This is a genomic window from Streptomyces sp. MK7, from assembly GCF_032658145.1.
GTDB classification, from domain to species: Bacteria; Actinomycetota; Actinomycetes; order Streptomycetales; family Streptomycetaceae; genus Streptomyces; species Streptomyces spiralis.
In genome coordinates, this window is the sequence record NZ_JAVACL010000004.1 from 189,760 (window position 1) to 216,002 (window position 26,243).

General features: G+C 72.4%; 25 protein-coding genes. 8 read left to right on the forward strand and 17 right to left on the reverse strand.

All coding sequences use genetic code 11. The features are described 5' to 3' along the window. Window positions 1-17: 17 nt before the first annotated feature. The 3 genes from R2S09_RS07600 to afsQ1 are packed head-to-tail and all read right to left on the reverse strand — an operon-like array spanning window position 18 to window position 2,964. Window positions 18-626, reverse strand: a complete 609-nt coding sequence (locus tag R2S09_RS07600) for a hypothetical protein (RefSeq protein WP_316740217.1) — start codon at window positions 624-626, stop codon at window positions 18-20. A gap of 38 nt (window positions 627-664) precedes the next feature. Next, a complete protein-coding gene (locus R2S09_RS07605) occupies window positions 665-2,290 on the reverse strand; it encodes a sensor histidine kinase (protein ID WP_399143928.1) in 1,626 nt (541 codons plus the stop codon). Next, the gene (gene afsQ1 / locus R2S09_RS07610) at window positions 2,287-2,964 is read right to left on the reverse strand and encodes a two-component system response regulator AfsQ1 (RefSeq protein ID WP_037868090.1); all 678 of its coding nucleotides are present in this window, start codon (window positions 2,962-2,964) and stop codon (window positions 2,287-2,289) included. The genes R2S09_RS07605 and afsQ1 overlap by 4 nt, the downstream gene beginning before the upstream one ends. Window positions 2,965-3,183: 219 nt before the next feature. Here afsQ1 and R2S09_RS07615 point away from each other — a divergent pair, with 219 nt between their 5' ends. After that, on the forward strand, window positions 3,184-3,936 hold the full coding sequence (locus tag R2S09_RS07615; protein WP_316740218.1) for a SigE family RNA polymerase sigma factor: 753 nt from the start codon (window positions 3,184-3,186) through the stop codon (window positions 3,934-3,936). Between the two features lie 196 nt (window positions 3,937-4,132). Here the strand turns inward: R2S09_RS07615 and R2S09_RS07620 are convergent, their stop codons facing one another. Further along, a complete protein-coding gene (locus R2S09_RS07620) occupies window positions 4,133-4,768 on the reverse strand; it encodes a uridine kinase (RefSeq protein ID WP_316740219.1) in 636 nt (211 codons plus the stop codon). Window positions 4,769-4,895: 127 nt separating this feature from the next. On the opposite strand from R2S09_RS07620, the gene R2S09_RS07625 reads away from it, so the two are divergent. Continuing rightward, complete coding sequence (locus R2S09_RS07625) at window positions 4,896-5,303, forward strand: hypothetical protein (protein ID WP_316740220.1); 408 nt, start codon at window positions 4,896-4,898, stop codon at window positions 5,301-5,303. Window positions 5,304-5,381: 78 nt separating this feature from the next. Here R2S09_RS07625 and R2S09_RS07630 read toward each other — a convergent pair whose 3' ends face one another. Genes R2S09_RS07630 through deoC form a run of 3 tightly spaced genes read right to left on the reverse strand, consistent with a single transcriptional unit; the run spans window position 5,382 to window position 8,705 of the window. Continuing rightward, window positions 5,382-6,287, reverse strand: coding sequence for an aldehyde dehydrogenase family protein (locus R2S09_RS07630; RefSeq protein WP_316740221.1), 906 nt, complete (start codon window positions 6,285-6,287; stop codon window positions 5,382-5,384). Beyond that, window positions 6,280-7,731 carry an aldehyde dehydrogenase family protein gene (locus tag R2S09_RS07635; protein WP_306186208.1) on the reverse strand — a complete coding sequence of 484 codons (1,452 nt, stop codon included), beginning with the start codon at window positions 7,729-7,731 and terminating at the stop codon, window positions 6,280-6,282. Before R2S09_RS07635 ends, R2S09_RS07630 begins: the two co-directional genes overlap by 8 nt. Window positions 7,732-7,736: 5 nt before the next feature. Continuing rightward, a complete protein-coding gene (gene deoC / locus R2S09_RS07640) occupies window positions 7,737-8,705 on the reverse strand; it encodes a deoxyribose-phosphate aldolase (protein WP_316740222.1) in 969 nt (322 codons plus the stop codon). A gap of 781 nt (window positions 8,706-9,486) precedes the next feature. On the opposite strand from deoC, the gene R2S09_RS07645 reads away from it, so the two are divergent. After that, window positions 9,487-10,158, forward strand: a complete 672-nt coding sequence (locus R2S09_RS07645; RefSeq protein WP_306186206.1) for a PH domain-containing protein — start codon at window positions 9,487-9,489, stop codon at window positions 10,156-10,158. Between the two features lie 113 nt (window positions 10,159-10,271). Here R2S09_RS07645 and R2S09_RS07650 read toward each other — a convergent pair whose 3' ends face one another. The 4 genes from R2S09_RS07650 to R2S09_RS07665 all read right to left on the reverse strand — a co-directional run bounded on the left by R2S09_RS07650 (window position 10,272) and on the right by R2S09_RS07665 (window position 13,938). Continuing rightward, the gene (locus R2S09_RS07650) at window positions 10,272-11,918 is read right to left on the reverse strand and encodes a phospho-sugar mutase (protein WP_306186205.1); all 1,647 of its coding nucleotides are present in this window, start codon (window positions 11,916-11,918) and stop codon (window positions 10,272-10,274) included. Between the two features lie 321 nt (window positions 11,919-12,239). Then, window positions 12,240-13,064 carry a purine-nucleoside phosphorylase gene (locus R2S09_RS07655; protein WP_316740223.1) on the reverse strand — a complete coding sequence of 275 codons (825 nt, stop codon included), beginning with the start codon at window positions 13,062-13,064 and terminating at the stop codon, window positions 12,240-12,242. Between the two features lie 103 nt (window positions 13,065-13,167). Then, window positions 13,168-13,449 carry a hypothetical protein gene (locus tag R2S09_RS07660; RefSeq protein ID WP_316740224.1) on the reverse strand — a complete coding sequence of 94 codons (282 nt, stop codon included), beginning with the start codon at window positions 13,447-13,449 and terminating at the stop codon, window positions 13,168-13,170. A gap of 51 nt (window positions 13,450-13,500) precedes the next feature. Further along, window positions 13,501-13,938, reverse strand: a complete 438-nt coding sequence (locus R2S09_RS07665; protein ID WP_306186202.1) for a gamma-glutamylcyclotransferase — start codon at window positions 13,936-13,938, stop codon at window positions 13,501-13,503. Window positions 13,939-14,077: 139 nt separating this feature from the next. Here R2S09_RS07665 and R2S09_RS07670 point away from each other — a divergent pair, with 139 nt between their 5' ends. Then, a complete protein-coding gene (locus R2S09_RS07670) occupies window positions 14,078-15,526 on the forward strand; it encodes an NAD(P)H-quinone dehydrogenase (RefSeq protein ID WP_306186201.1) in 1,449 nt (482 codons plus the stop codon). A 170-nt stretch (window positions 15,527-15,696) separates the two neighbouring features. Next, window positions 15,697-16,632: a DeoR/GlpR family DNA-binding transcription regulator gene (locus tag R2S09_RS07675; protein ID WP_372337670.1), complete on the forward strand. Its 936-nt coding sequence runs from the start codon at window positions 15,697-15,699 to the stop codon at window positions 16,630-16,632. A 762-nt stretch (window positions 16,633-17,394) separates the two neighbouring features. On the opposite strand, the gene R2S09_RS07680 is transcribed toward R2S09_RS07675, so the two are convergent. After that, window positions 17,395-19,167: a biotin carboxylase N-terminal domain-containing protein gene (locus tag R2S09_RS07680; RefSeq protein WP_306186198.1), complete on the reverse strand. Its 1,773-nt coding sequence runs from the start codon at window positions 19,165-19,167 to the stop codon at window positions 17,395-17,397. Between the two features lie 453 nt (window positions 19,168-19,620). Here R2S09_RS07680 and R2S09_RS07685 point away from each other — a divergent pair, with 453 nt between their 5' ends. Further along, a complete protein-coding gene (locus R2S09_RS07685; RefSeq protein ID WP_306186196.1) occupies window positions 19,621-20,118 on the forward strand; it encodes a hypothetical protein in 498 nt (165 codons plus the stop codon). 6 nt (window positions 20,119-20,124) lie between these two features. On the opposite strand, the gene R2S09_RS07690 is transcribed toward R2S09_RS07685, so the two are convergent. From R2S09_RS07690 to R2S09_RS07705, 4 genes are all read right to left on the reverse strand, one after another. After that, window positions 20,125-20,748 carry a nucleoside triphosphate pyrophosphatase gene (locus R2S09_RS07690; RefSeq protein ID WP_316740225.1) on the reverse strand — a complete coding sequence of 208 codons (624 nt, stop codon included), beginning with the start codon at window positions 20,746-20,748 and terminating at the stop codon, window positions 20,125-20,127. Between the two features lie 31 nt (window positions 20,749-20,779). Further along, a complete protein-coding gene (gene mmpB, locus R2S09_RS07695; protein WP_306186192.1) occupies window positions 20,780-20,908 on the reverse strand; it encodes a morphogenic membrane protein MmpB in 129 nt (42 codons plus the stop codon). Window positions 20,909-20,993: 85 nt separating this feature from the next. Then, window positions 20,994-21,200: an acyl-CoA carboxylase epsilon subunit gene (locus R2S09_RS07700; RefSeq protein ID WP_306186190.1), complete on the reverse strand. Its 207-nt coding sequence runs from the start codon at window positions 21,198-21,200 to the stop codon at window positions 20,994-20,996. A gap of 9 nt (window positions 21,201-21,209) precedes the next feature. Further along, complete coding sequence (locus tag R2S09_RS07705) at window positions 21,210-22,814, reverse strand: acyl-CoA carboxylase subunit beta (protein ID WP_306186188.1); 1,605 nt, start codon at window positions 22,812-22,814, stop codon at window positions 21,210-21,212. A 110-nt stretch (window positions 22,815-22,924) separates the two neighbouring features. On the opposite strand from R2S09_RS07705, the gene R2S09_RS07710 reads away from it, so the two are divergent. Continuing rightward, window positions 22,925-23,863 (forward strand): biotin--[acetyl-CoA-carboxylase] ligase, encoded by a 939-nt coding sequence (locus R2S09_RS07710; protein ID WP_316740226.1) that lies wholly within the window; start codon window positions 22,925-22,927, stop codon window positions 23,861-23,863. 218 nt (window positions 23,864-24,081) lie between these two features. Then, on the forward strand, window positions 24,082-25,209 hold the full coding sequence (locus R2S09_RS07715) for an adenylate/guanylate cyclase domain-containing protein (protein WP_306186184.1): 1,128 nt from the start codon (window positions 24,082-24,084) through the stop codon (window positions 25,207-25,209). A gap of 111 nt (window positions 25,210-25,320) precedes the next feature. On the opposite strand, the gene R2S09_RS07720 is transcribed toward R2S09_RS07715, so the two are convergent. Next, window positions 25,321-26,106 carry a hypothetical protein gene (locus tag R2S09_RS07720; RefSeq protein WP_316740227.1) on the reverse strand — a complete coding sequence of 262 codons (786 nt, stop codon included), beginning with the start codon at window positions 26,104-26,106 and terminating at the stop codon, window positions 25,321-25,323. Window positions 26,107-26,243: the final 137 nt, after the last annotated feature.

Consider the following 26,243-nt stretch of genomic DNA (forward strand, 5'->3'; position numbering starts at 1 on the left):
CCGTGAGGTGCCCTGCCTCAGCCGTCCGTGGCATCCGTCGACGACGGCTTCGTCGTGCCCGGGTGGGAACGGAGGCCGTCGGTGCACGCGTAACGGCGCAGCCGGGTGTCGTCGGGGCCGCCGAGCACCACCGAGCCGTCCCCCTCGGCGGCGGCCGAGTCGGACAGTGTGCAGACGATCTGCGCGAGGGCGTACGGATTCAGGCCGGCCGGGGCCTTGCTCACCCGGAGCGTGTCCTCCGGGTCCTTGGGGTGCGGCCCGGTCACGGTCAGGCCGCGCGGGACGTGCGTGGCGTACCCGGCCGCCTTCTCGCCGGCCGACGGCGAGGCGGCGAGCTGTTCCAGCAGACCCTGCGCGACGATCACACGCCGCCGCGCGTCCGCCGTGCCCTCCGGCACCCGCACCACGCGGTCCACGGCCACCAGCGACGAGCCGCACAGCAGGAACACCTGCACGGGCACCCCGCGCGAGGTCTGCGTGGTCAGGTCGGGCCCGGGCAGCGAGCACGGCACCCGCGAGGGCGCGGCGCCGAAGTCGGTGGGCACCTGGGTGGGACGGATCCCGCACCCGGCGAGAAGCAGCAAGGCCAGCGCCGGAAGCGCCGGCAGGCACCGGCGTGCGGACACCCGTCGTCCCCGGCGTCCCTGTCGTCTGTCGTGTGCCGTCATCGGGCACCCCCCTTCGCCGTGCCGCCGCTTCCGCCGCCCCGGCTCTCGCCGCCGCCCTTGCCCTGGCCCTCGCCGTTCCCGTCGCCCTCCGTCGTCTGCGCGGCGAGCGCGGAGGCGTCCCGGGGCAGCCGCAGCGTGAACACGGCGCCGCCGTCGGGCGAGTTGGCGGCGGTGATGTCGCCGCCGTGGATGTGGGCGTTGTTCAGGGCGATGGACAGGCCCAGGCCGCTGCCCTCGGAGCGCGGCCGGGAGGCGCTCGCCTTGTAGAAGCGGTCGAAGACGTGGGGAAGGACGTCCTCCGGGATGCCGGGACCGTGGTCGCGCACCTGGATCACCACCTCGTCGTCCGCCTCCCGCACCGACACCCGCACCGGCGAACCACCGTGCTTGAGGGCGTTGCCGATGAGGTTGGCGAGGATGACGTCCAGGCGGCGCGGGTCCAGGCGGGCGTGGATGCCGCGCTCGGCGTCCAGCTCCACCGCGTCCAGCCAGGCACGGGCGTCGATACAGGCCGTGATCTGGTCGGCGATGTCGACGTCGTCCAGGACCAGCCGGGCCGTGCCCGCGTCGAAGCGGGTGACCTCCATCAGGTTCTCGACCAGGTCGTTCAGCCGCCGGGTCTCGCTGACCACGAGCCGTACGGCGGGCTCGATCATCGGGTCGATGCCGCCGCCCTCGGAGTCCAGTTCCTCCTCGAGCACCTCCGTCACGGCGGTGATCGCGGTCAGTGGCGTACGCAGCTCATGGCTCATGTCCGCCACGAAACGGCGGGAGGACTCGTCGCGCGCGGCCATGTCGGCCACCCGCTTCTCCAGTGCCTCGGCGGCGTTGTTGAACGTCCGGGAGAGATCGGCGAGTTCGTCCGTGCCGGACACCCTGAGCCGGGTGTCCAGCTTGCCCTCGCCGAGGCGGCGCGCGGCCACTCCCAGGCGGTGCACCGGCTTCAGCACCGTCGTGGCGGCGGCCTGCGCCAGCAGCGCGGCCCCGACCAGCGCCAGCGCGGTGGCGATGCCCAGCGACCACGCCAGCGAGTTCAGATCCTTCGCCTCCGGCTCCAGCGACTTGAGCATGTAGCCGGTCGGGCCGCCGCCGATCACCTTCGTCCCCGCCACCAGACAGGGCGTGCCGTGATCGGTGATCCGCTGCCAGTACAGGTGGTACGGCGCCTTGTTGGCCGAGGAGAGCTTCTGCTGCTTGTTCACCGCCGTGCGCAGCGAGACGGGCACGTCCTCGAGGGAGAAGCCGCTCAGCCCACCGGAGTTGCCGTACACCGCCCGGCCGTCCGCGTCCTGGCCGACCAGCAGCACACTGAACCGCTGGCTGCTGCCCGCCATCTGGCCGGCCGTGCGCTGCAACTGGTCCTGCGTGGGATGCACCGGCAGCGCACCCGCACGGTTCTGCATCTCCTGCTGGAAGTCGCGCAGCACCGCGTCCTGCGTACGGGTCAGCACCGCCTCGCGGTTGAGCCAGTACGCGATCCCGGACGCGGACACGGCGGCGGTCAGCGCCACCAGCGCGAAGACGACGACCAGCCGCAGACGCAGACTGGTGAACCGCAGCCGGGACAGAGTTCCCTTACGGCCCGCGGTCCAGCCGCCAAGGCCCCCTTGCCGATCCGTCACTGAGGCGCGTCCAGGCGGTAACCGACTCCGCGCACGGTACGGATCAGCGTCGGGGACGACGGCACGTCCTCGACCTTGGCGCGCAGCCGCTGCACACAGGCGTCCACGAGCCGCGAGTCACCGAGGTAGTCGTGCTCCCACACCAGCCGCAGCAGCTGCTGCCGCGACAGTGCCTGACCGGGCCGCCGGCTCAGCTCCAGGAGCAGCCTGAGTTCGGTCGGGGTCAGCTGGAGGTCCTCGCCGTTCTTCGTCACCGTCATCGCCGCCCGGTCGATGACGAGGCTGCCGAAGGTCGCCGAGTCGTTCGCCTCCCGCTCGCCGCGCCGCAGCACGGCCCGGATCCGGGCGTCCAGGACCCGGCCCTGCACGGGTTTGACCACGTAGTCGTCGGCACCGGACTCCAGGCCCACGACCACGTCGATGTCATCGCTGCGCGCGGTCAGCAGAATGATCGGCAGCTGGTCAGTGCGCCGGATGCGCCGGCACACCTCGAATCCGTCGATGCCGGGCAGCATCACGTCCAGCACGATCAGGTCCGGCCGCTGCTCGCGCAACAGCTTCAGACCGTCCTCACCGCTGGCAGCGGTGGCCACCCGGTGTCCCTGGCGCGTCAGTGAGAGCTCCAGGGCCGTCCGGATGGCGTCGTCGTCCTCGATCAGCAACAGGGAAGGCACGGGCCTCATTCTGGCCCATACGGGGGTGGGGTTTCGACACCTGGAGCGCTCCCACACATCTCCCGCGAATGACGACCGTCACCAATGGCCCCTGTGACAGGTCTGTGACAGTCGGCGGACACGGCCATGAAGTGGCCGGGGCAAGCTTTTCGGCACAGGCAAGCAAGCGGTGAGAACCGAGCAGGGCGAACACGGGGACTCCACGACGGGGGGCGCGAGATGAACACGCTGCACAGCAACAGCACCAGCGCAGTGGTCACGCGTCTGCACGACGTGACCCGGGGTTCGGAGAAGTCCGGTGCCGTGAGCTTGCGGGGGTGCGCTCGCGGCACCGGGCGTCAGCACACCGGGTTCATGACGGTGGCTGACGCGCACACGGGGGAAACACACGGGGGAACCGCGTACGGGGAGGGCTCGGGGGAGCGCCGTACCCGGTCGGAGGCCGTGGACGCCGAAGCGGCGTTCACCGCCTACGTCCAGGAGCGCCGCGCCTCCCTGTACGCGACCGCCTACCACCTCACCGGCGACCGCTTCGAGGCCGAGGACCTGCTGCAGAGCGCACTGTTCTCGACGTACAAGGCGTGGGACCGGATCAGTGACAAGGGGGCCGTCGGCGGATACCTCCGCCGCACCATGACCAATCTGCACATCAGCGCCTGGCGGCGCCGCAAGCTCAACGAGTACCCGACCGAGGAACTGCCGGAGACGCCCGGCGACACGGACGCGATGCGCGGCACCGAACTGCGCGCGGTCCTGTGGCAGGCGCTGGCCCGGCTGCCCGAACTCCAGCGCACCATGCTGGTCCTGCGCTACTACGAGGGCCGCACGGACCCGGAGATCGCGGACATACTCGGCATCAGCGTCGGCACGGTGAAGTCCAGCATCTGGCGCTCGCTGCGCCGGCTGCGCGAGGACGAGGTCCTCAGCTTCGGCCGTGACCAGGAGGAGTCCTTCGGCGAGCTCGTCGCCTGAGCTCACCGGGGGTCTGGGGGAAACGGGGGAAGTACCGGGGGACCGGGGGGAATCACGGGGGCTCACGGGGGAGCGTGACGGGGGACCCCCGGGGGAAGTGGGGGAGCACCAAGGGGAGCGGGACTGGAGGGCCGGGGGGTCCTTCCAGTCCCGTTCTCGTCCGCGCGCGTACGTACCGACGGCGGCCGTACGGCGCTCAGGCCGCCGTGGGCGTCCGTCCCTGGCGGCCTGTCGCCGCGGCGGCCATCCGGCCGAGCGCCTCCTCCCGGCCGCAGGCGTGGGCGCCCAGGGCGATCTGACGGGCGATGATCGACCGCTCGGCGCGCATCAGCCGCCAGCCGCGGCGCAGCAGGAACCGCACCGACTTGCGGCCCTCCCGCAGATCCCGCAGGAAGCGCCGCCGGAAGGTGGTCACGGGCCCGCGGGTCAGGCACAGCGCGTCGGCCAGCACGCCCAGTTCACGGCAGCGCCCGACGATCTCGGCGGCGAAGATGCCCTCCGCGATGAACAGCGGCGTACGGCCGATGTCCAGGATGCTCTCGCCGGTGCGGGCGCTGCGGGCGAGGTCGTACACCGGCACTCCGGTGCTGCCCGTCGCGCACAGCTGGGCGATCGCCTCGACCGCGACGTCCGCGTCCCAGGACTCCGGGTGGTCCCAGTCGATGTCCGAACTCCCCGCCACCAGCGGCAGCGTGGGGTCGTCGCCCTCCTTGTAGAAGTCGTCGAGGCGCAGCACGGGCAGCCCGGAACGGGCGGCGACCAGGGACTTGCCCGAACCCGAAGGGCCGCAGAGCAGCACGACACGGGCGGCAGACGGGGGATGAAGGCTCACGGAACACCAGTTTGACGCATGGTGGCCCTCCTGCCGACCCCGCGGGTCGGCTTTGGAGCGTGGGTTGCGTCTCAACTACCCTGTGCGCTGTTCTCGTTACTCTGCGCACCAGAAGGTGGCACCAGACATGGCTCGACACGCGTCCCCCTCCCAGCTCTCCCGCCCCACCGCCCGGCGTGCCCTGATCGCCGTCGCGACCGCCGGTGCCGCCCTGGGAGCGGGCGCGGCGACGGCCTCGGCGGAGACCGTCCCGGTGGTGGGCGGGACCTACCGCACCGGCTCGCTGGGCAAGGTCGACCCGCAGGCGGGCCTTCAGGCGCTGGCCGGCACGGTCGGCTACGTCACCGGACCGGTCGCCGGCCTCAAGCCCAACCCCCTGGCGGGAACCGGCGTCGACCCGCTCGACAACGGCGTCGGCACCCAGGTCGCCGACTTCCGGCCGCTGACGTCGAGGATGCTCACCGGCCCGGTGGCGCAGGCCCCGTCGGTCGGCAGCATTCCGGTGGTGGGGCAGGCGGTCGGGTCGCTGCGCTGACCGAGGCGAACGCGCACGAAGAGAGCCGCGCCTCCCCCGGACGGAGGGGAGACGCGGCTCTCCGCGTGGGCGGGTCCGTCAGTACGACGAACCCGACGCGCCCAGCGACCCCGTCGGGTGCCAGACCGTCTTGGTCTCCAGGAAGGCGGTCATGCGGTCGATGCCGGGAGTCGCGAAGAAATCCACAGGCTGTGGACGCAGAACGCGCTTGAGGTTGTCGGCCGCCGCGATCTCCAGTTCCTTGGCCAGCGCCTCGTCGGCTCCCGCCAGGTCGATCGCGTTGACGTCCTGGTGCGCGGCGAGCGGGGAAGCGATCTCCGCCGTACGGCCGGACAGGACGTTGACGACCCCGCCGGGCAGGTCGGAGGTGGCCAGCACCTCACCCAGGGAGAGCGCCGGAAGCGGGGACCTCTCGCTCGCGATCACGACCGCGGTGTTCCCGGTGGCGATCACGGGGGCGATCACCGAGACCAGGCCCAGGAAGGACGACTCCTGGGGCGCCAGTACGGCCACGACACCGGTCGGCTCGGGCGAGGAGAGGTTGAAGAACGGCCCGGCGACCGGGTTGCCGCCCCCCACCACCTGGGCGATCTTGTCGGTCCAGCCCGCGTACCAGACCCAGCGGTCGATGGCCGCGTCCACGACCGCCGCCGCCTTCGCCTTCGACAGGCCCTCGGCGTCGGCGACCTCGCGCACGAACTGCTCGCGCCGGCCCTCCAGCATCTCCGCGATGCGGTAGAGGATCTGACCCCGGTTGTACGCGGTCGCGCCCGACCACGCACCGAACGCCTTGCGCGCGGCCACGACCGCGTCACGGGCGTCCTTGCGGGAGGACAGCGGGACGTTCGCCAGCCAGTTGCCCTTCGAGTCCGTCACCTCGTACACCCGGCCGCTCTCGGAACGCGGGAACTTCCCGCCCACGTACAGCTTGTAGGTCTTGAAGACCGAAAGCCGCGGTTCGGTCTTGTCCGTCTTGTCAGACATCGAGGTACGCCTCCAGGCCGTGGCGGCCGCCCTCGCGGCCGAAGCCCGACTCCTTGTAACCGCCGAACGGCGAGGTCGGGTCGAACTTGTTGAACGTGTTGGACCAGATCACGCCCGCGCGGAGCTTGTTCGCGACGGCGAGGATCCTCGACCCCTTCTCGGTCCAGATGCCCGCCGAGAGGCCGTACGGCGTGTTGTTCGCCTTGGCGACCGCCTCGTCCGGCGTGCGGAAGGTGAGCACCGACAGCACCGGGCCGAAGATCTCGTCGCGGGCGATGGTGTGCGCCTGGCTGACGTTCGTGAACAGCGTCGGGGCGAACCAGTAGCCCGACGACGGCAGTTCGCAGGCCGGGGACCAGCGCTCGGCGCCCTCCGCCTCGCCCCGCTCGGCGAGCGCGGTGATCCGGGCCAGCTGCTCGGCGGAGTTGATCGCGCCGATGTCGGTGTTCTTGTCCATCGGGTCGCCGAGGCGCAGCGTGGACAGGCGGCGCTTGAGGGACTCCAGCAGCTCGTCGTGGATCGACTCCTGGACGAGGAGGCGGCTGCCCGCGCAGCAGACCTGGCCCTGGTTGAAGAAGATGCCGGTGACGATGCCCTCGACGGCCTGGTCCACTGGTGCGTCGTCGAAGACGATGTTGGCGCCCTTGCCGCCCAGTTCGAGGGTGAGCTTCTTGTCGGTGCCCGCGACGGTCCGGGCGATCTCCTTGCCGACCGCGGTGGAACCGGTGAAGGCCACCTTGTTCACGTCCGGGTGCGCCACGAGCGCGGCGCCCGCGTCACCGTAGCCCGGAAGGATGTTGACGACACCCTTCGGCAGGCCCGCCTGGCGGCAGACGTCGGCGAAGAAGAGCGCGGACAGGGGCGTCGTCTCGGCGGGCTTGAGGACGACCGTGTTGCCGGTCGCCAGCGCCGGGGCGATCTTCCACGCCAGCATCAGGAGGGGGAAGTTCCAGGGGATGACCTGGCCGGCCACGCCCAGCGGCTTCGGGGCCGGCCCGAAGCCCGCGTGGTCGAGCTTGTCGGCCCAGCCCGCGTAGTAGAAGAAGTGCGCCGCCACCAGGGGCAGGTCGGCGTCCCTCGTCTCCCGGATCGGCTTGCCGTTGTCCAGCGTCTCCAGGACCGCCAGCTCACGGCTGCGCTCCTGGATGATGCGGGCGATGCGGAACAGGTACTTGGCGCGCTCCGAACCGGGCAGCGCCGACCACTTCGCGAACGCCCTGCGGGCGGCCTGCACCGCGCGGTCCACGTCCGCCTGGCCGGCCTGGGCTACCTCGGACAGCACCTCCTCGGTGCTGGGCGAGACCGTCTTGAAGACCTTGCCGTCGGCCGCCTCGGCGAACTCGCCGTCGATGAACAGGCCGTAGGAAGGGGCGATGTCGACGATCGAGCGGGACTCGGGCGCCGGTGCGTACTCGAATGCGGAAGACCGCTTCTCGATGGTCATGGTGATCAGTCCACCGTCACGTAGTCGGGGCCGGAGTAGCGGCCGGTGGCCAGCTTCTGGCGCTGCATCAGCAGATCGTTGAGCAGGGAGGAGGCGCCGAAGCGGAACCAGTGGTTGTCCAGCCAGTCCTCGCCCACGGTCTCGTTGACCAGGACCAGGAACTTGATCGCGTCCTTGCTGGTGCGGATGCCGCCGGCCGGCTTCACGCCGACCTGGACACCGGTCTGGGCGCGGAAGTCCCGCACCGCCTCCAGCATGAGCAGGGTGTTGGCGGGGGTCGCGTTGACGGCGACCTTGCCGGTGGAGGTCTTGATGAAGTCGGCGCCGGCGAGCATGCCGAGCCAGGAGGCGCGGCGGATGTTGTCGTACGTGGACAGCTCACCGGTCTCGAAGATGACCTTCAGCCGGGCGGACGTCCCGCACGTCTCCTTCACGGCGGCGATCTCGTCGTACACCTTCATGTACTTGCCCGCGAGGAACGCCCCGCGGTCGATGACCATGTCGATCTCGTCGGCGCCCGCGGCGACGGCGTCCCGCACGTCGGCCAGCTTGACGTCGAGGGCGGCACGGCCGGACGGGAAGGCGGTCGCCACCGAGGCGACCTTCACGCCCGAACCGGCGACGGCCTCCTTGGCGACGGCCACCATGTCGGGGTAGACGCAGACCGCGGCCGTGGTGGGGGTCGTACGGTCGGTCGGGTCGGGGTGGACCGCCTTGGCGCCGAGCGCCCGGACCTTGCCCGGGGTGTCCGCGCCTTCCAGCGTCGTCAGGTCGACCATCGAAATGGCGAGGTCGATGGCGTACGCCTTCGCGGTGGTCTTGATGGAACGGGTCCCGAGCGAGGCGGCGCGCGCCTCCAGGCCGACCGCGTCGACGCCGGGCAGCCCGTGCAGGAAGCGGCGCAGCGTGCTGTCGGACGCGGTGACGTCGACGAGAGCCCGCGCGGGGGGTGCGGAGGGTGCAGTGGTGGGCATGGTCACCAGGCGAGCATATCTACGCGCGTAGCGGCTTGTACAGTCCCGGGTTTTGTCCGGGCGCGGGGGCGGGGCTCGGGGTTGGGGCTTGCGGGGCTGGTTCGGGGGCGGGGGTGGGACGGGTTTCGGGCCGGAGGCCGGCGGGGGGCCGTCCGGGTTCCGGGCTAGGCCCGAGGCCGGTGTCCGGGGCGCCGGGCGGTGTCCGGGACCGGAGCCCGGCGGGGGCCGGAGCCGGGCGGGGCCGAGTTCCGTCTGTGCCCTGACGAGGTCCCGAGGTCCGCCTGTGCCGGGCGGGATGCGTCTGTGCCGTGCCGTCCCGTGCTGTGCCGGGTCTGAGGCTGTCGCCCGGGCCGGGTCCTGAGCCGGCCGGGAGGTGGGTCCTGTCCATGCCGGGCCGGATGTCGCCGCATTCCGGGTTCGGTCCGGATTCCGTCCGCGCCGGGCCGGGTCCCGTCCGTCCCGGGTCCTGGGTTCGGCTGTGGCGGGCGGATCCGTCCGTGCCGTGCCGTGCAGGGTCCGTGGTTGCGGTCCGGGCCGGGTTCTGGGCCGGGGGGTGAGCCGGGTCCGGTCCCATGCCCGGCCGGGTTCCGTCCGGATTCCGGCTTCCGTCCGTGCCGGGCCGGACCGGGCTGCGTGCGTGCCGGGCCGGGGTCGCCGGGGCCGGGTGCGGGGTCCGGTCGTGGCGGGGCGGGTTCGTTCGGGCGGGGGTGAGTCGTGTCTGTGGCGAGGCCGTGCCCGGGCCGTGCTCTTCGGTGGGCGGCCGTCGGGCAGAATCGGGGCCATGACGACCGAGCACGAGTCCCCCGCGCCGCAGCCACCGGGCCCCGAGTTCCAGGACCGGGTCCACCGGTCCTCCGGAGGCATCGCGGGGGGTGTCCTCCTGCTCGCCATCATCCTCTGGCTGGGCTTCGACGCGATGTTCAGCGGAACTGGCCGCACCCCGTGGCTGGCGCTGGCCGTGATGATCCTCGCCGTGCCCCTGGTGATCGCCTTCACCCTCCGCCCGGCCGTGTACGCCAACGCCGACCGGCTGCGCATCCGCAACCCCTTCCGCGTGGTCGTGCTGCCCTGGGGCCAGGTCGCCGCCCTGCGCTCCGGCTACTCCAACGAGGCGATCGCCAAGTCCGGCGCCAAGTACCAGCTCTGGGCGGTGCCGGTGTCCCTCCGGGCGCGCAAGCGGGCCGCCCGGCAGGAGGCGCGGGCCGCCGGCGCCGGGGAGCGCGGCCTCGGAAGGGGCGGGCGCGCCGGCGGCACCGCGGGGGCCGGTGGCGGGGAGAGCGAGCCGATCCGTGCGCAGGCCGACCAGTTCATGGCCGACCTCCGCGAGCTTCAGGAGACCCGCGAGAACGCGGAGAGCGCTCAGGGCGAGGTGCGGGTGCGCTGGGCCTACGAGATCGCCGGTCCCGCCCTGGCGGGCGCGTTGGTGCTGGCGATCCTGCTGGCGGTGGGCTGAGGTCCGTCGGCGCCGGGGGGTGAACGGAGGACCGGTGCCGGTGCCATGGGTGTGTGGCACCGGCACCGGTCCTCCCGTCCCTCCCGTCGTCTGTCGCCGGACGGCCGTCGGCGTCAGATGGCCGCGGCCTTCGCCAGGTCCTGCTTGAGGGTGGCCAGGAGGGTCGTCGCCCTGGCGCGGGACGCCGGGAGGTCGGCGTGGGTGGCGACCGGGACCACCACCTCCAGGTAGCACTTCAGCTTGGGTTCCGTTCCGGACGGGCGGACGATCACCCGGGCGCCGTCGAGGGTGTAGCGCAGGCCGTCGGTCGGGGGCAGTGTCTCCGTGCCCCGCGTCAGGTCCTCGGAGCGGGTGATGGGCAGGCCCGCCAGCTCGGTCGGCGGCTGCTCGCGCAGGCGGCGCATCGCGGCTGCGATCAGTGACAGATCCTGCACACGGACCGAGAGCTGGTCCGTCGCGTGCAGGCCGTGCTCCACGGCCAGGTCGTCCAGCAGGTCCGGGAGCGTACGGCCCTTCTCCTTGAGGTGCGAGGCCAGTTCCGTGATCAGCAGGGCCGCGGTGATGCCGTCCTTGTCGCGTACGCCGTCCGGGTCGACGCAGTAGCCGAGGGCCTCCTCGTAGCCGTAGCGCAGGCCCTCCACGCGGGCGATCCACTTGAAGCCGGTGAGGGTCTGGGCGTAGGGCAGGCCAGCCTTCTCGGCGATCCGGCCGAGGAGCGAGGAGGAGACGATCGACTCCGCGAAGGTGCCCTGCGCACCGCGGGTCACCAGGTGGGCGGCGAGGAGCGCGCCGACCTCGTCGCCGCGGAGCATGCGCCAGTCCGCGCCGTCCTTCACGGCCACCGCGCAGCGGTCCGCGTCCGGGTCGGTGGCGATGATCAGGTCGGGGTTCGTCTCGCGGGCCCTGGTGAAGGCCAGGTCCATCGCCCCCGGCTCCTCCGGGTTGGGGAAGGCGACCGTGGGGAAGTCCGGGTCCGGGTCGGCCTGCTCGGCGACCAGGACGGGGGCGGGGAAGCCCGCGCGGGCGAAGGCGGCGAGGAGGGTGTCCTTGCCGACGCCGTGCATCGCCGTGTAGACGGTGCGGGCCGTGCGCGGGGCGCCCGGGGCGAGGACGGCGTCCGTACGGGCCAGGTAGGCGTCGAGGACGGAGTCGTCCAGGGTCTCCCAGCCGTTCTCCGGGCGGGGGACGGCGGTGAGGGTGGTGATCGCGTCGATCTCGGCGGCGATGTCCGCGTCCGCGGGCGGCACGATCTGCGAGCCGTCGCCCAGGTAGACCTTGTAGCCGTTGTCGCGGGGCGGGTTGTGGCTGGCGGTGACCTCCACGCCGGCGACCGCGCCGAGGTGCCGGATGGCGAAGGCGAGGACGGGGGTGGGGAGGGGGCGGGGGAGTACGGCCGCGCGCAGGCCGGCGCCCGTCATGACGGCGGCGGTGTCGCGGGCGAAGTCCGCCGACTTGTGGCGGGCGTCGTAGCCGATGACGACGAGGCCGGCCGTGCCGTCCCCGTGGGAGGTCCCCTGCTTCTTCAGGTACGCGGCGAGGCCGGCGGCCGCGCGGATGACCACGGAGCGGTTCATGCGCATGGGGCCCGCGCCGAGTTCGCCGCGGAGACCGGCGGTGCCGAACTGGAGGGTGCCGGCGAAGCGCGCGGCGAGCTCCTCCACGTTCCCCGCGTCGATGAGCTCGGCGAGTTCCGCGCGGGTCTCCGCGTCGGGGTCCTCGGCCAGCCACGCCTTGGCCCGTGCGATGAGGTCGTCGTGCACGTTTCCGTCAGCCTCTCGTGCTCTTGTGTTGTGTCGGTGGGGGTGGTGTGGGTGCTGTTCCGGGTGCGTTCTGCCTGCTGGTCCCGGTGTCGGTGCCGGTCGTCCGTGGTGCGCCTGCGGTGCGTTGTGCGTCGCGGGCCGCGGGGGTGCGGCCGGCCCGCCGCACACGGACATACTGCCCGGAATTCGGTTCGGCCGGACCGGGCCGTCAGGACCGCAGTACGCGGCGGGCTGTGGACGCACCCCCACGGCCCGCTTCCGTCCGTCTGCGGCTCTCCCGCCGTGGGGTGCCTGCGCGTGTCCGCCGGCCGGCGTGCCGGACTACAGGCGGTCCAGGACCTGGGCCAGCAGGGAGCCCATGCGGGTGGCGGAGTCGCGGCCCGCCTGGAGGACCTCCTCGTGGTTGAGGGGCTCGCCGGTCATGCCGGCCGCGAGGTTGGTCACCAGGGAGATGCCGAGGACCTCGGCGCCGGCCTCGCGGGCGGCGATCGCTTCCAGGACCGTGGACATGCCCACCAGGTCCGCGCCGATCACGCGGGCCATGCGGATCTCGGCCGGCGTCTCGTAGTGCGGGCCGGGGAACTGGGCGTAGACGCCCTCCTCCAGGGTGGAGTCGACCTCCTTGCACAGGGCGCGCAGGCGGGGGGAGTAGAGGTCGGTCAGGTCGACGAAGTTGGCGCCGACGATGGGGGAGGTGGCGGTCAGGTTGATGTGGTCGCTGATCAGGACCGGCTGGCCGGGACGCATGCCTTCGCGCAGGCCGCCGCAGCCGTTGGTCAGCACGATCGTCTTGCAGCCGGCGGCGACGGCCGTGCGGACGCCGTGGGCGACGGCGGCCACACCGCGGCCCTCGTAGTAGTGGGTGCGGCCGAGGAAGACCAGGGCGCGCTTGTCGCCGATCGTGTACGAGCGGATCTTGCCGCCGTGGCCCTCGACGGCCGGCGGCGGGAATCCGGGCAGCTCGGTGACCTGGAACTCGGCCTCGGGGGCGCCCAGGGCGTCGACGGCCGGTGCCCAGCCGGAGCCCATCACGAGGGCGACGTCGTGGGTCTCCGCGCCCGTGAGTTCCCGCAGGCGGGTGGCGGCGGCGTCGGCGGCGGCGTAGGGGTCGCCCTGGATGTCGTCCGGAAGAAGAGAAGCGTTCACGCGACGAGGGTAGCCCGAATTGGCCTACGCGCGTAGATGAGGGAGCTCACGGGAATGGGATCGTTGTCTTGTCGTTTCCCACGAAGGCAAGCCGGCAGGGGCTTCAGACGTCTGTGATGAGGACGTCCTTGTCGTCGAACACCTCGACGATGAAGACCAGGAGACGTCCGCGGCTGACCGTGTACTCCACGAGGACGTTCTGGGTGAGCCGGATCGTGCGGTCGTCCCCGGTGGAGCTTATGGGCCGGGACACTTCCGCGAACGGGTCGCGGGCCAGCAGGGCGATGCCCTTGTCGAACAGGATGCGCTGCCGGTCGTCGAGGCGGTCGCGGGCGGCGGCGGCCTGCACGGTGTAGTAGACCTCGTACGTGGTCGTGGGGGCCATGCGCTCTCCCGGTGGTGCGTCGATGCACTCAGCTTATGGGGCGAGACCGGCTCAGCAGGGGCGTTTGCGCAGCTCCATCACGTAGTCGTGGGGTGCGCCCGCCGACTCCGCGGCGTCCGCGATCTCGCCCAGGTAGCGGGCGGAGGGCAGGCCGCCCTCGTAGGCGTTGAGGACGTAGACCCAGGCGGGCTCCTCGCCGTCGAGCGTGTGGACGCGTACGCGCATACGGCGGTAGACGTCCAGGCCGACGCCCTCCCAGCGGTCGAGGGACTCCTCGTCCATCGGGGCGATGTCGTAGAGCGCCACGAAGACCTGGGAGATCGGGTCCTCGACGAGGGTCGCCAGCGCACCCTCCCAGCCCATGTGCTCGCCACCGAAGGTCAGCCGCCAGCCGTTGAGCCAGCCCGTGGCACGCAGCGGCGAGTGCGGGGCGCGGCGGGACATCAGCCGCGCGTCGAGATTGCCGGCGTAGGCGGCATAGAGCGACATGGGTCGAAGGGTACGGCAGGGACGCGAGGGACTCATCCGCACCGCGGGTGCGTCCCGGAGGTCGCCTCATCCGTCCCGTAGGTAACAGAACGGGCCCGGCCGGCCCCCCGGGACGTGTCACCTTGAACGGTGCGGGACAATGGAGTACGTGACTCGGATCGTGATCATCGGTGGCGGACCCGGCGGATACGAAGCGGCGCTGGTGGCCGCGCAGCTCGGCGCGGAGGTGACCGTCGTCGACTGCGACGGTCTGGGCGGGGCGTCGGTCCTGACCGACTGCGTGCCGTCGAAGACCCTTATCGCTACGGCCGAGGTGATGACCACCTTCGACTCCTCGTACGAGGAGCTGGGGATCATCGTCGCCGACGACACGCCGCCCCTGGAGCAGGCCGCCAGGGTGGTCGGTGTCGACCTGGGCAAGGTCAACCGGCGTGTGAAGCGGCTGGCGCTCGCCCAGTCGCACGACATCACCGCGTCGGTGACGCGGGCCGGCGCGCGGGTCATGCGCGGGCGGGGGCGGCTGGAGGGCATGCAGGCCCTGGACGGGTCGCGCAAGGTCGTCGTCACCGCGGCGGACGGCAGCGAGGAGACGCTCACCGCCGACGCCGTGCTCATCGCCACCGGCGGTCACCCGCGCGAGCTGCCCGACGCCCAGCCCGACGGCGAGCGCATCCTCACCTGGACCCAGGTCTACGACCTCACCGAGCTGCCCGAGGAACTCATCGTGGTCGGCTCCGGTGTCACCGGTGCCGAGTTCGCCGGGGCGTACCAGGCGCTGGGGTCCAAGGTCACGCTGGTGTCCTCCCGGGACCGGGTGCTGCCGGGTGAGGACCCGGACGCGGCGGCCGTGCTGGAGGACGTCTTCCGGCGCCGCGGCATGAACGTCATGTCCCGCTCGCGCGCCGCCGCGGCCAAGCGGGTCGGCGACCGTGTGGAGGTGACCCTGGCGGACGGCCGGGTCATCACCGGGACGCACTGTCTGATGGCCGTCGGCTCCATCCCCAACTCCGCCGGTATGGGGCTCGAGGAGGCCGGCGTCAGGCTGCGCGAGTCCGGTCACATCTGGACCGACAAGGTGTCGCGGACGACGGCTCCGGGCGTGTACGCGGCCGGTGACGTGACCGGAGTGTTCGCGCTGGCCTCCGTGGCGGCGATGCAGGGACGTATCGCCATGTACCACTTCCTCGGCGACGCGGTGGCCCCGCTGAACCTGAAGACGGTCTCCGCCAACGTCTTCACCGACCCCGAGATCGCCACCGTCGGCTACAGCCAGGCCGACGTGGACGCGGGCAAGATCGACGCCCGTTGTGTGAAGCTGCCGCTGCTGCGCAACCCGCGCGCCAAGATGCAGGGCATCCGGGACGGCTTCGTCAAGATCTTCTGCCGTCCGGGCACGGGCATCGTGGTCGGCGGTGTGGTCGTCGCGCCGCGCGCCTCGGAACTCATCCACCCCATCTCGATCGCCGTCGACAACAATATGACGGTCGAACAGATCGCGAACGCGTTCACCGTGTACCCGTCCCTTTCGGGGTCGATCGCCGAGGTGGCCCGGCAGCTGCACACGCGCAAGACGGCGGCCGAGGCCTGACGTCCGGATCCGACTCCCCGCTGGTCACGGGGAGTTGCGGCTCTATACCACTTCCTGCCCTGGCGTGCGAACAACTTCTGTTATTCGGCGCAAACCGCTGAAAGCAGACGGTCGCTGGGGTTACTGTCAGTTTCGTGTTCGCTGCTGAACGTCGCCAACTGATCCTCGAAATGGTGCGAGCGAACGGTGCCGTGTCGCTCCGTGAACTCGCCCGCGTCGTCCAGACCTCCGAAGTGACCGTACGGCGGGACGTGCGCGCACTGGAGGCAGAAGGACTCCTCGACCGCCGGCACGGCGGTGCGGTACTGCCGGGCGGGTTCACCCGCGAGTCCGGCTTCCCGCAGAAGTCGCATCTCGCGACGGCCGAGAAGACGGCCATCGCCGACCTCGCCGCGGGCCTCGTCGAAGAGGGCGAGGCCATCGTGGTCGGAGCGGGTACGACCACGCAGGAGCTGGCGCGCCGTCTGGCCCGGGTACCCGGCCTGACCGTCGTGACCAACTCCCTGCTGGTGGCCCAGGCGCTGGCCCATGCCAACCGCGTCGAGGTCGTGATGACCGGCGGCACCCTCCGCGGCTCCAACTACGCCCTCGTCGGGTCAGGCGCCGAGCAGTCGCTCCAGGGCCTGCGTGTGTCGAGGGCCTTCCTCTCCGGGAGCGGCCTGACGGCCGAGCGGGGCCTGTCCACGTCCAACATGCTGTCGGCCTCCGTCGACCGCGCCCTCGTCCAGGCCGCCGCGGAGGTCGTGGTCCTCGCCGACCACACCAAGCTCGGCGCGGACACCATGTTCCAGACGGTTCCGACCGACCTCATCACCCGCCTGGTGACGGACGAGCCTCCGGTCCACGACGACCGCGCGGCCACCGAACTCCAGGCCCTGGCGGACCAGGGCGTCCAGATCGCCGTGGCCGGCGCGATGGGAAACCCGGTGGGCGACCAGCCCCCGTCCCGCACCGACCGCCGCCGCGACGTCCCGGTCCCCGGCCCTCGTCGCAGCCAGCTCGGCGCCCCGACCGCCACCCTCCGCTCAACCCCTCTGACGGGCGAACAACCGGGCGCGGACCGAGCGGAGCGAGCAGCCCGGGTGGCGGACCTGCGGAGGCGGTGAGGGCGGGGGCACGGGCCGGAGGCCCGGCGACCGCGGCCGCGAGGGTCGCGGGAGGTGGTGAAGGGCCGGGAAGGAAGCGGGCCGACGGCGGGGGCTGGGGGCTGGGGGGAGCAGCCGGATGGCCGTCGGCGCGGACGGCGGGCCCTTTGGGGCAGTCGTGGGTCGGCCGGTGGGCGGGCGAGGTAGGGCTGGCAGGGCTGCTGGGGGCTGTTGGGGGTGGCCGGCGGGGCGTCGGTAGCGGTGGACGGCGGGTGGCTGGGGAGCGGCCGCTGTGACGGGGTCGGGGGTCCGAGAGTGGCCGTTGCGACGGGGGTCATGGGGCTGGGAACGGCCGGTGCGGGCGTGGATCGGGAGCGGCCGGTGTGATGCGGGGCGTGGGGCTGAGGGCGGCCGTTGCGGTGGGCGGTACCCACCGGCCGCGCCCGACGCCCCGCCGACAACCGCACCACGACCAGCCCGAAACTGCCCCGAGGCCGATGGGCCCGGTGGAGCGGTTCCGAGGGGCATAGCTGCTGGAGGGGCGTCGGTGGCGGCTGGGGACGCCTGGGGCCTGGGCGGGCAGCGGCGCGGGGCCTGCGGTGGCGGCGTTCCTGTCAGCCCCCGAGGGCGGCCGGAGGCCGGGCTTGCGGTGTGTGCAGGGTTTGTGCCGCGTAGGGGCGGACAGAGCGGGTGTTTCGGTGCCGTGGGTGGGACGAATCCTGCGGACATGCAGCAGTGAGGCGCCCGGCGGGGTGGCCGGGCGCCTCACGAGGCTGGTGTGGGTCAGTCCTTGATGTCGCAGATGGAGGCGCCGGAGGTGATGGAGGCGCCCACCTCGGCGGACAGGCCCTTGACGGTGCCGGCCTTGTGGGCGTTGAGGGGCTGTTCCATCTTCATGGCCTCCAGGACGACGACCAGGTCGCCTTCCTTGACCTCCTGGCCTTCCTCGACGGCGACCTTGACGATGGTGCCCTGCATGGGGGAGGCGAGGGTGTCGCCGGAGGCGACGGGGCCCGACTTCTTCGCGGCGCGGCGCTTGGGCTTGGCGCCGGCGGCCAGGCCGGTGCGGGCCAGGGACATGCCCAGGGAGGTGGGCAGGGAGACCTCCAGGCGCTTGCCGCCGACCTCCACGACGACCGTCTCGCGGCCCGTCTCCTCCTCCGCCTCGGCGTCGGCGGGGGCGGTGAAGGGCTTGATCTCGTTGACGAACTCGGTCTCGATCCAGCGGGTGTGGACCGTGAAGGGGTCGGTTGAGCCGGTGAGTTCGGGGGCGAAGGCGGGGTCCCGTACGACCACACGGTGGAACGGGATGGCGGTGGCCATGCCCTCGACCTGGAACTCGTCCAGGGCGCGGGCGGCGCGCTCGAGGGCCTCCTTGCGGGTGCGGCCCGTCACGATCAGCTTGGCGAGCAGGGAGTCCCAGGCGGGGCCGATCACGCTGCCGCTCTCCACGCCGGCGTCCAGGCGCACGCCCGGGCCGGAGGGCGCGGCGAACTTCGTCACCGTGCCGGGGGCCGGGAGGAAGCCTCGGCCGGGGTCCTCGCCGTTGATGCGGAACTCGAAGGAGTGGCCGCGCAGCACCGGGTCGTCGTAGCCGAGCTCCTCGCCGTCGGCGATGCGGAACATCTCGCGGACGAGGTCGATGCCGGCGACCTCCTCGGTCACCGGGTGCTCGACCTGGAGGCGGGTGTTGACCTCCAGGAAGGAGATCGTGCCGTCCTGGCCGACGAGGAACTCGCAGGTGCCGGCGCCCTCGTAGCCGGCCTCCTTCAGGATGGCCTTGGAGGCGCGGTAGAGCTCGGCGACCTGCGCCTCGGACAGGAACGGCGCCGGGGCCTCCTCGACCAGCTTCTGGTGACGGCGCTGGAGCGAGCAGTCGCGGGTGGAGACGACGACCACGTTGCCGTGCTTGTCCGCCAGGCACTGGGTCTCCACGTGACGGGGGCGGTCGAGGTAGCGCTCGACGAAGCACTCGCCGCGCCCGAAGGCCGCCACGGCCTCGCGGACGGCGGAGTCGTAAAGCTCGGGGACTTCTTCCAGGGTGCGGGCGACCTTCAGGCCGCGGCCGCCACCGCCGAAGGCGGCCTTGATGGCGATCGGCAGGCCGTGCTCGCGGGCGAAGTCGACGACTTCGTCGGCGCCGGAGACGGGGTCGGGGGTGCCGGCGACCAGGGGGGCGCCGGCGCGCTGGGCGATGTGGCGGGCGGCGACCTTGTCGCCGAGGTCGCGGATGGCCTGCGGCGGGGGGCCGATCCAGTTCAGGCCGGCGTCCAGGACGGCCTGGGCGAAGTCGGCGTTCTCGGAGAGGAAGCCGTAGCCGGGGTGGATGGCGTCGGCGCCGGACTCCTTGGCGGCCTTCAGCACCTTGTCGATGTCCAGGTAGCTGGTGGCGGGGGTGTCACCGCCCAGGGCGAACGCCTCATCCGCGGCGCGGACGTGCAGAGCGTCCCGGTCGGGGTCGGCGTAGACGGCCACGCTCGCGATCCCGGCGTCCCGGCAGGCCCGGGCAACGCGGACAGCGATTTCGCCACGGTTGGCGATGAGCACCTTGCGCACGATTGAGGCTCCCTCCTTGAAACAAGCCGAGTTTAGGGACTGCCGACACGGCACTTCGACCCGTCCCCAATGGTGAGCTTGCCCACACGGAGCGTGATTCGAGGCGCGCTCGACCCGCGAAACCCCTTGTCGCACCTTGGTACGCAGGGTTCCTCCCGGAAACCCTAGCCCTCTGATGTGGTCAAGGTCTCTGTGAGAGCGTGCTGCGGCCCACTTGGTTTCTTTGTGGAGTCCCTACGAATGGCCCAATGATTCTTTGCCGCCCGTACGGCCCTTGCGCGACCCCTGCACGACCCTTGTCCTCGTGTTTACCCGTTAGTAGCGTTCGCGATGTCGAAGAGAGTGCGCGGCCCGAAGGGCCTCCTTGAGGGGTGGTGGTCGGGCGACGGGTGGGCAGTACTCGCGGTAACAGCGCTTCCTGGGTGGAGCGGCAGGCGAAGGTGGGTGGGACCGGTGGTACGCAGACCGGTGGCGTGGATCGTGGCGGTCGTGCTCTTCGTCGAGGCGCTCGGCTTCGCGGCGGTGAACTGGTTCCTCGGGGTGGTCGTCGACCGGCAGAAGATGTCCCTGGCCGGCCTGGACCCGGACGTGATGTCGACCTCGTCGAAGATCGCCGGGGTGGTCTTCGGCCTCTACTTCGCCCTGTGCGGCCTCGCCGCGCTGCTCGTCGCGGTGCGGGACCGCCGTCCGGCCGGCCTCGGCCGGATCCTGCTGATCAGCGCGGCCGTGGTGCACGGGCTGCTGGGCGCCTTCGCCTGGGGGCCGATGGGCTGGACGGCGTTCCTGTTCATGGTCGTCGTGCTCGCGCTCATCGTGCTGCTGCTGATGACGTACGACCGCGAGGAGGGTGTGCCCGCCGACGGGCCCGACGGCGCCGAGGGCGCCCCGAAGAGCGGCGCGCCCGCTCCCGTCCCGCCGGTCGCCCCTCCGGGGGAGCCCAGCGCCTCCTGAGCGGCGTCAGTCGCCGTCGGCAGGCGACCACAACTCGGTGATCGGGACGCCCAGATCGGCCAGCAGCCGGCGCACCAGGGGCAGGCTGATGCCGATGACGTTGCCGTGGTCGCCGTCGATGCGGTCGATGAAAGGGGCCGACCGGCCGTCCAGGGTGAAGGCGCCGGCGACGTAGAGCGGCTCACCCGAGGCGACGTACGCGGCGATCTCCTCGTCCGTCGGCTCCCCGAAGTGCACCACCGTGGACGCGACCGCCGAGGCGTGCCGCCCGCCGGCCGTGTCCCAGATGCTGTGCCCGGTCTGGAGGGTCCCGGCCCGTCCGCGCATCGTCTTCCAGCGGGCCGTCGCCTCCTCGGCGTCGGCGGGCTTGCCGAGCGCCTGGCCGTCCAGGTCGAGCACCGAGTCGCAGCCGATCACCAGGGCGCCCCGGATCTCCGGCTTCGCCGCCACCACGGAGGCCTTCGCCTCGGCCAGCGCCAGCGCCAGCTCGGCGGGGGTGGGCGCGGTGATCGCGTCCTCGTCGACCCCGCTGACGACGACCTCGGGGTCCATCCCGGCCTGCCGGAGCAGCCCGAGCCGGGCGGGGGACTTCGAGGCGAGAACGAGGCGGCGGCGCGGCTGGTCAGTCATGCGGTCAGAGTATCCATGCGGGCCTCGGGGCTCACCTCACTCCGATCACGAACATCGCCAGCACCATGGCCAACGCCACGAGAACGCCCAGCCGACGCAGCATCGCCTGCATGTCGCGCAGTTCCTTCGGCGGCTCGTTCTCGGGGTCGGACCACAGCATTCCCCGATGGTGCGGCGGCGGGCGGGTCCGGCGCCTGAGTACGCGTACTCAAGTCGGCCGGACCCCGCCGCGTGGTGCGGACGGCTCAGGCGGGCCAGTAGGTGCGCGCCCAGGAGGCCGGGCCCGGCCGCGGGACACGGTGGGCGGCGATGCGGGACGGGTCGGCCCAGGAGTCCCTCGGGCCGGGCGCGCCGGACGGCGCGGTGGCCGCCGCCGCGGCGCGTGCCCTGACCACCGCCAGGGCGGCGGCGAGCTCCTCGGGGGTGGGGTTGCCTCGTACGACCTTGATCACAGCGACTCCTTACAGGGGGATGTTGCCGTGCTTCTTCGGGGGCAGGGACTCGCGTTTGGTGCGCAGCTGGCGCAGGCCGCGGACGATGTGGGAGCGGGTGTGGGAGGGCATGATCACCGTGTCGATGTAGCCGTGCTCGGCGGCGATGTAGGGGTTGAGGAGGGTGTCCTCGTACTCCTGGATGAGGCGGGCGCGGGTGGCGTCGGCGTCGTCGCCGGCCTCGGCGATGGTGCGGCGGTGCAGGATGTTGACGGCGCCCTGGGCGCCCATGACGGCGATCTGGGCGGTGGGCCAGGCCAGGTTGAGGTCGGCGCCCAGGTGCTTGGAGCCCATGACGTCGTAGGCGCCGCCGAAGGCCTTGCGGGTGATGACGGTGATCAGGGGGACGGTGGCCTCGGCGTAGGCGAAGATCAGTTTGGCGCCGCGGCGGATGATGCCGTCGTGTTCCTGGTCCACGCCGGGCAGGAAGCCGGGCACGTCGACGAAGGTGAGCACGGGGACGTTGAAGGCGTCGCAGGTGCGCACGAACCGGGCGGCCTTCTCGGATGCGTCGATGTCCAGGCAGCCGGCGAACTGCATGGGCTGGTTGGCGACGATCCCGACCGGGTGGCCCTCGACCCGGCCGAAGCCGGTGAGGATGTTCGGGGCGAACAGTGGCTGGGTCTCGAAGAACTCGGCGTCGTCGAGGATGTGCTCGATCACCGAGTGCATGTCGTAGGGCTGGTTCGCCGAGTCCGGCACCAGGCTGTCCAGCTCCAGGTCCTCGTCCGTGATGGTCAGGTCCGCCTCCTCGGGGAAGACGGGGGGCTCGGAGAGGTTGTTGGAGGGCAGGTAGGACAGCAGCTGCTTGACGTAGTCGATGGCGTCCTTCTCGTCGCCGGCCATGTGGTGGGCCACGCCGGAGGCGGAGTTGTGGGTGCGGGCGCCGCCGAGTTCCTCGAAGCCGACGTCCTCGCCGGTGACGGTCTTGATGACGTCGGGGCCGGTGATGAACATGTGGCTGGTCTGGTCGACCATGACGGTGAAGTCGGTGATGGCGGGGGAGTAGACCGCGCCGCCCGCGCAGGGGCCGACGACCAGGGAGATCTGGGGGATGACGCCGGAGGCGTGGGTGTTGCGGCGGAAGATCTCGCCGTAGGCGCCCAGCGAGGCGACGCCTTCCTGGATGCGGGCGCCGCCGGAGTCGTTGATGCCGACGACGGGGCAGCCGGTCTTCAGGGCGAAGTCCATCACCTTGGCGATCTTCTGGCCGTAGATCTCGCCGAGCGCGCCGCCGAAGACGGTGAAGTCCTGGGAGAAGACGGCGACGGGGCGGCCGTCGACCGTGCCGTAGCCGGTGACGACGCCGTCGCCGTAGGGGCGGGTCTTCTCCAGGCCGAAGTTGGTGGAGCGGTGCCGGGTGAACTCGTCGAGCTCGACGAAGGAGTCCTCGTCCAGCAGGAGCGCGATGCGCTCTCGGGCGGTCAGCTTGCCCTTGGCGTGCTGCTTCTCCACGGCGCGTTCCGAGCCGGCGTGCGTCGCTTCCTCGATGCGGCGCTGAAGATCCGCGAGCTTGCCCGCGGTCGTGTGGATGTCGATCCCTTGGATCTCGTGACGCTCTTCCGGCTCGGACATCGGGATGCGGCTCCCTGCCTGCTCAAAAGGGGGGACGGTTACTCATCCGTAGCGTAGTGTCACCCCCACGGTTCGGCAGTGCGGTGTTTGCCACACCTAGGGTGGCTTGCATGACGCCGCGAGATGCAGCAGACAACAGCCCCGGGAACTCCGGGAACTCCGAGAACTCCGGGAACTCCGAGAATCCCGAGAGCTCCGGCGAGTCCTCGGGAGGCGGCCGCTGGTCGGACCTGGACCGCCCGCCCCTGAACGCCACCGCGCTGCGGCGCGGACTGGTCCGCGAGGGCGGCCTGTGGTCCGAGGTGGATGTGGTGCAGCGCACCGGTTCCACCAACGCCGACCTGGTGGCCCGCGCCGAGGCGGGCAAGGCGGGCGAGGGCGCCGTGCTGGTCGCCGAGGAGCAGACCGCCGGCCGGGGCCGCCTGGATCGCAGGTGGACCGCGCCCGCCCGTTCCGGTCTCTTCTTCTCCGTGCTGCTCAGGCCCACCGACGTGCCGGTCGCCCGCTGGGGCTGGCTGCCGCTGCTCACCGGTGTCGCGGTGGCCACCGGGCTGGCCCGGGCCGCCGGGGTGGACATGGCGCTGAAGTGGCCGAACGACCTGCTCGTGACGGTCGGCGACGAGGAGCGCAAGGCCGGCGGCATCCTGGCGGAACGGGCCGGGGACGGCGGTGTGGTCATCGGCGTCGGCGTCAACGTCACGCTCCGGGCGGACGAGCTGCCCGTACCGCAGGCCGGTTCGCTGGCCCTGGCCGGGGCGGTGAGCACGGACCGCGATCCGCTGCTGCGCGGTGTCCTGCGCTCGCTGGAGGACTGGTACGGGCGGTGGCGGGCCGCCGGCGGCGACCCGGTCGACAGCGGCCTTCAGGAGGCGTACGCGGCGGGCTGCGCGACCCTGGGGCGCCGGGTGCGTGCCGAACTGCCGGGCGAGCGGTCGCTGGTGGGCGAGGCGGTCGCGCTGGACGGCGACGGCCGTCTGGTCCTGGCGACCGAGGACGGGGTGCAGGAGCCGGTCGGGGCGGGGGACATCGTCCACTTGCGGCCCGCGTGAACCTGGGATCGGGTGGCTGTGCGGGGAGCGGATGCCCTCACCGCGTACGGGCGCGCAGGGGTACGTACGGCCGTGCACGGGTACACGGGCGTGCGCTCGCCGCGTAATCGCCGGTCAGGTCACCTCACGGCCCGACCTGACCGAGTGAGCTGGCGCACACCTGCCGTAGAGTTGAGGCCGGTCGAACCTGACCGCGGCAGATCGGAAGGGCAGCAGGCGTGACCGTCGACGACTCGGGCTCCGGCACGGACGCGGACGGCCGGGTGGACCCCCACGCCGCCGACCCCGGCGAGGACCCGCTCGCGCTGCGTCTCGAACATCTCATCCTGGGCGCGGAGCGGCGCTACACCCCCTTCCAGGCGGCCCGCAGCGCCGGCGTCTCGATGGAACTCGCCTCCCGCTTCTGGCGGGCCATGGGCTTCGCCGACATCGGCCAGGCCAAGGCGCTGACGGAGGCCGACGTGCTGGCCCTGCGCCGACTCGCCGGTCTGGTGGAGGCGGGGCTGCTCAGCGAGGCCATGGCCGTGCAGGTGGCGCGGTCCACCGGGCAGACCACCGCCCGGTTGGCCGAATGGCAGATGGACTCCTTCCTGGAGGGGCTGACCGAGCCGCCCGAGCCGGGCATGACGCGCACCGAGGTGACGTACCCGATCGTGGAGCTGCTCCTGCCCGAGCTGGAGGAGTTCCTGGTCTACGTCTGGCGCCGCCAGCTCGCCGCCTCGGCGGGGCGGGTGGTGCAGGCCGCCGACGACGAGGAGATGGTCGACCGCCGGCTGGCCGTGGCCTTCGCCGACCTGGTCGGTTTCACCCGGCTGACCCGCCGGATGGAGGAGGAGGAGCTCGGCGAGCTGGTCGAGGCCTTCGAGACCACGGCCGCCGACCTGGTGGCGGCGCGCGGCGGGCGGCTGATCAAGACGCTCGGCGACGAGGTGCTGTACGTGGCCGACGACGCCGGCACGGCCGCGGACATCGCCCTGCGTCTGGTCGAGACGATGGAGAACGACGAGACGATGCCCGAGCTGCGGGTGGGCATGGCGTTCGGCACGGTGACCACCCGCATGGGCGATGTCTTCGGCACGACCGTCAACCTCGCCTCCCGCCTGACCTCGATAGCCCCGCGCGACGCCGTGCTCGTCGACAGCGCCTTCGCCGAGGACCTGACCCGTTCGCGTGACGCCCCGGCGTCCGAGGCGGAGGCGGCCGAGGCCGCGGCCGCCGCGGAGAAGGAGGGCGAGGAGCCGCCGACGTACCGCTTCGCCCTCCAGCCGATGTGGCAGCGCCCGGTGCGCGGACTGGGCGTGGTCGAACCCTGGCTGCTCACCCGGCGGGACGAGCGGACGACCTGACCGCCGCCCCCGGCCGCCATCGGGTTCGCCGTCCGCTTCACCGCCTGGTCCACCGCTCGGTCCGCCGCTCGGTCCGCCGTCTGTCCGCCTCGTCGCCCGGTTCACCGGTGATCAGCCGATCCCGACGCACAGTCCGACGATCGGGAGACACAGGCCTGCGCCGCCGGACGAGGGCGGCGGGGTCTCCGGGGCGTGCGAGCTGCGGCTCGGGGCGGGCGTGGGCCGCGGTGCGGGGCGTGTGGTGGCGGGCGGCCGGGAGTGGCCGGTGGGGTTCCGGGCCGGCGGGTTCGCGGTCGCCGGCGGGTTCGGGTCCTCGGGGACGGTCGTGGGCACGGTGTCCGGCGCGGGCGTGGTGCCGGTCGTGGTGTCCGGGAGGGCCGAGGGCGGGACGGCGGCGGCCACGGACGGGGACGCCGACGGCGCGCGGCTCGCCTCCGGGCCCGCCGTGTCGCTCGTGCCGCCCATGGGCACGGTCGCCGAGGGCAGCGCCGCCGGGCCGGCGCCGACGGTGGCCGAGACACCGGCCGACCGGCCGGTGCCGTCGCCCGCGCGGGCGTCCGCGTGGGGCTCGGCCGCGCCCGGACCGCCGCCCGCGTACTCGGGTGCCAGCCGTACGAGGCTCAGCGCACCGGCGGCCAGCGCGAGCCCGCCGGCGACGAGCAGCACCTTGCGGGGCCGGGGCCGACGGTGCCGCCCGCGCAGGCGCGGGCCGGGCGACGGCGCCGGCGAGCTGGTGCCTCGCGGGCCGGTGGTGCCTCGCGGGCCGGTGGTGTCCTGTGGGCCGGTGGTGCCCTGTGGGCGAGCACCCGTGCCCGGCGCGCCGTCTCCGCCCTGCCGAGCCGGGTTCGCACGTATGCCGGTGTCGTCCTGCTGAACCGAGGTCGTGTCCTTCGTCATCGCCGTCCTCCCGGTGCGCGCCCCCTGTGCGCCGTGGCGCACGCACGTTATGCGGTGGCGCGCGGAGTTCGCGGGAGTTGGGCGGGATGTCACTCGAACGGGGGGTCGGTGCTCGACAAGCGGCCCCTTTCCCTCCA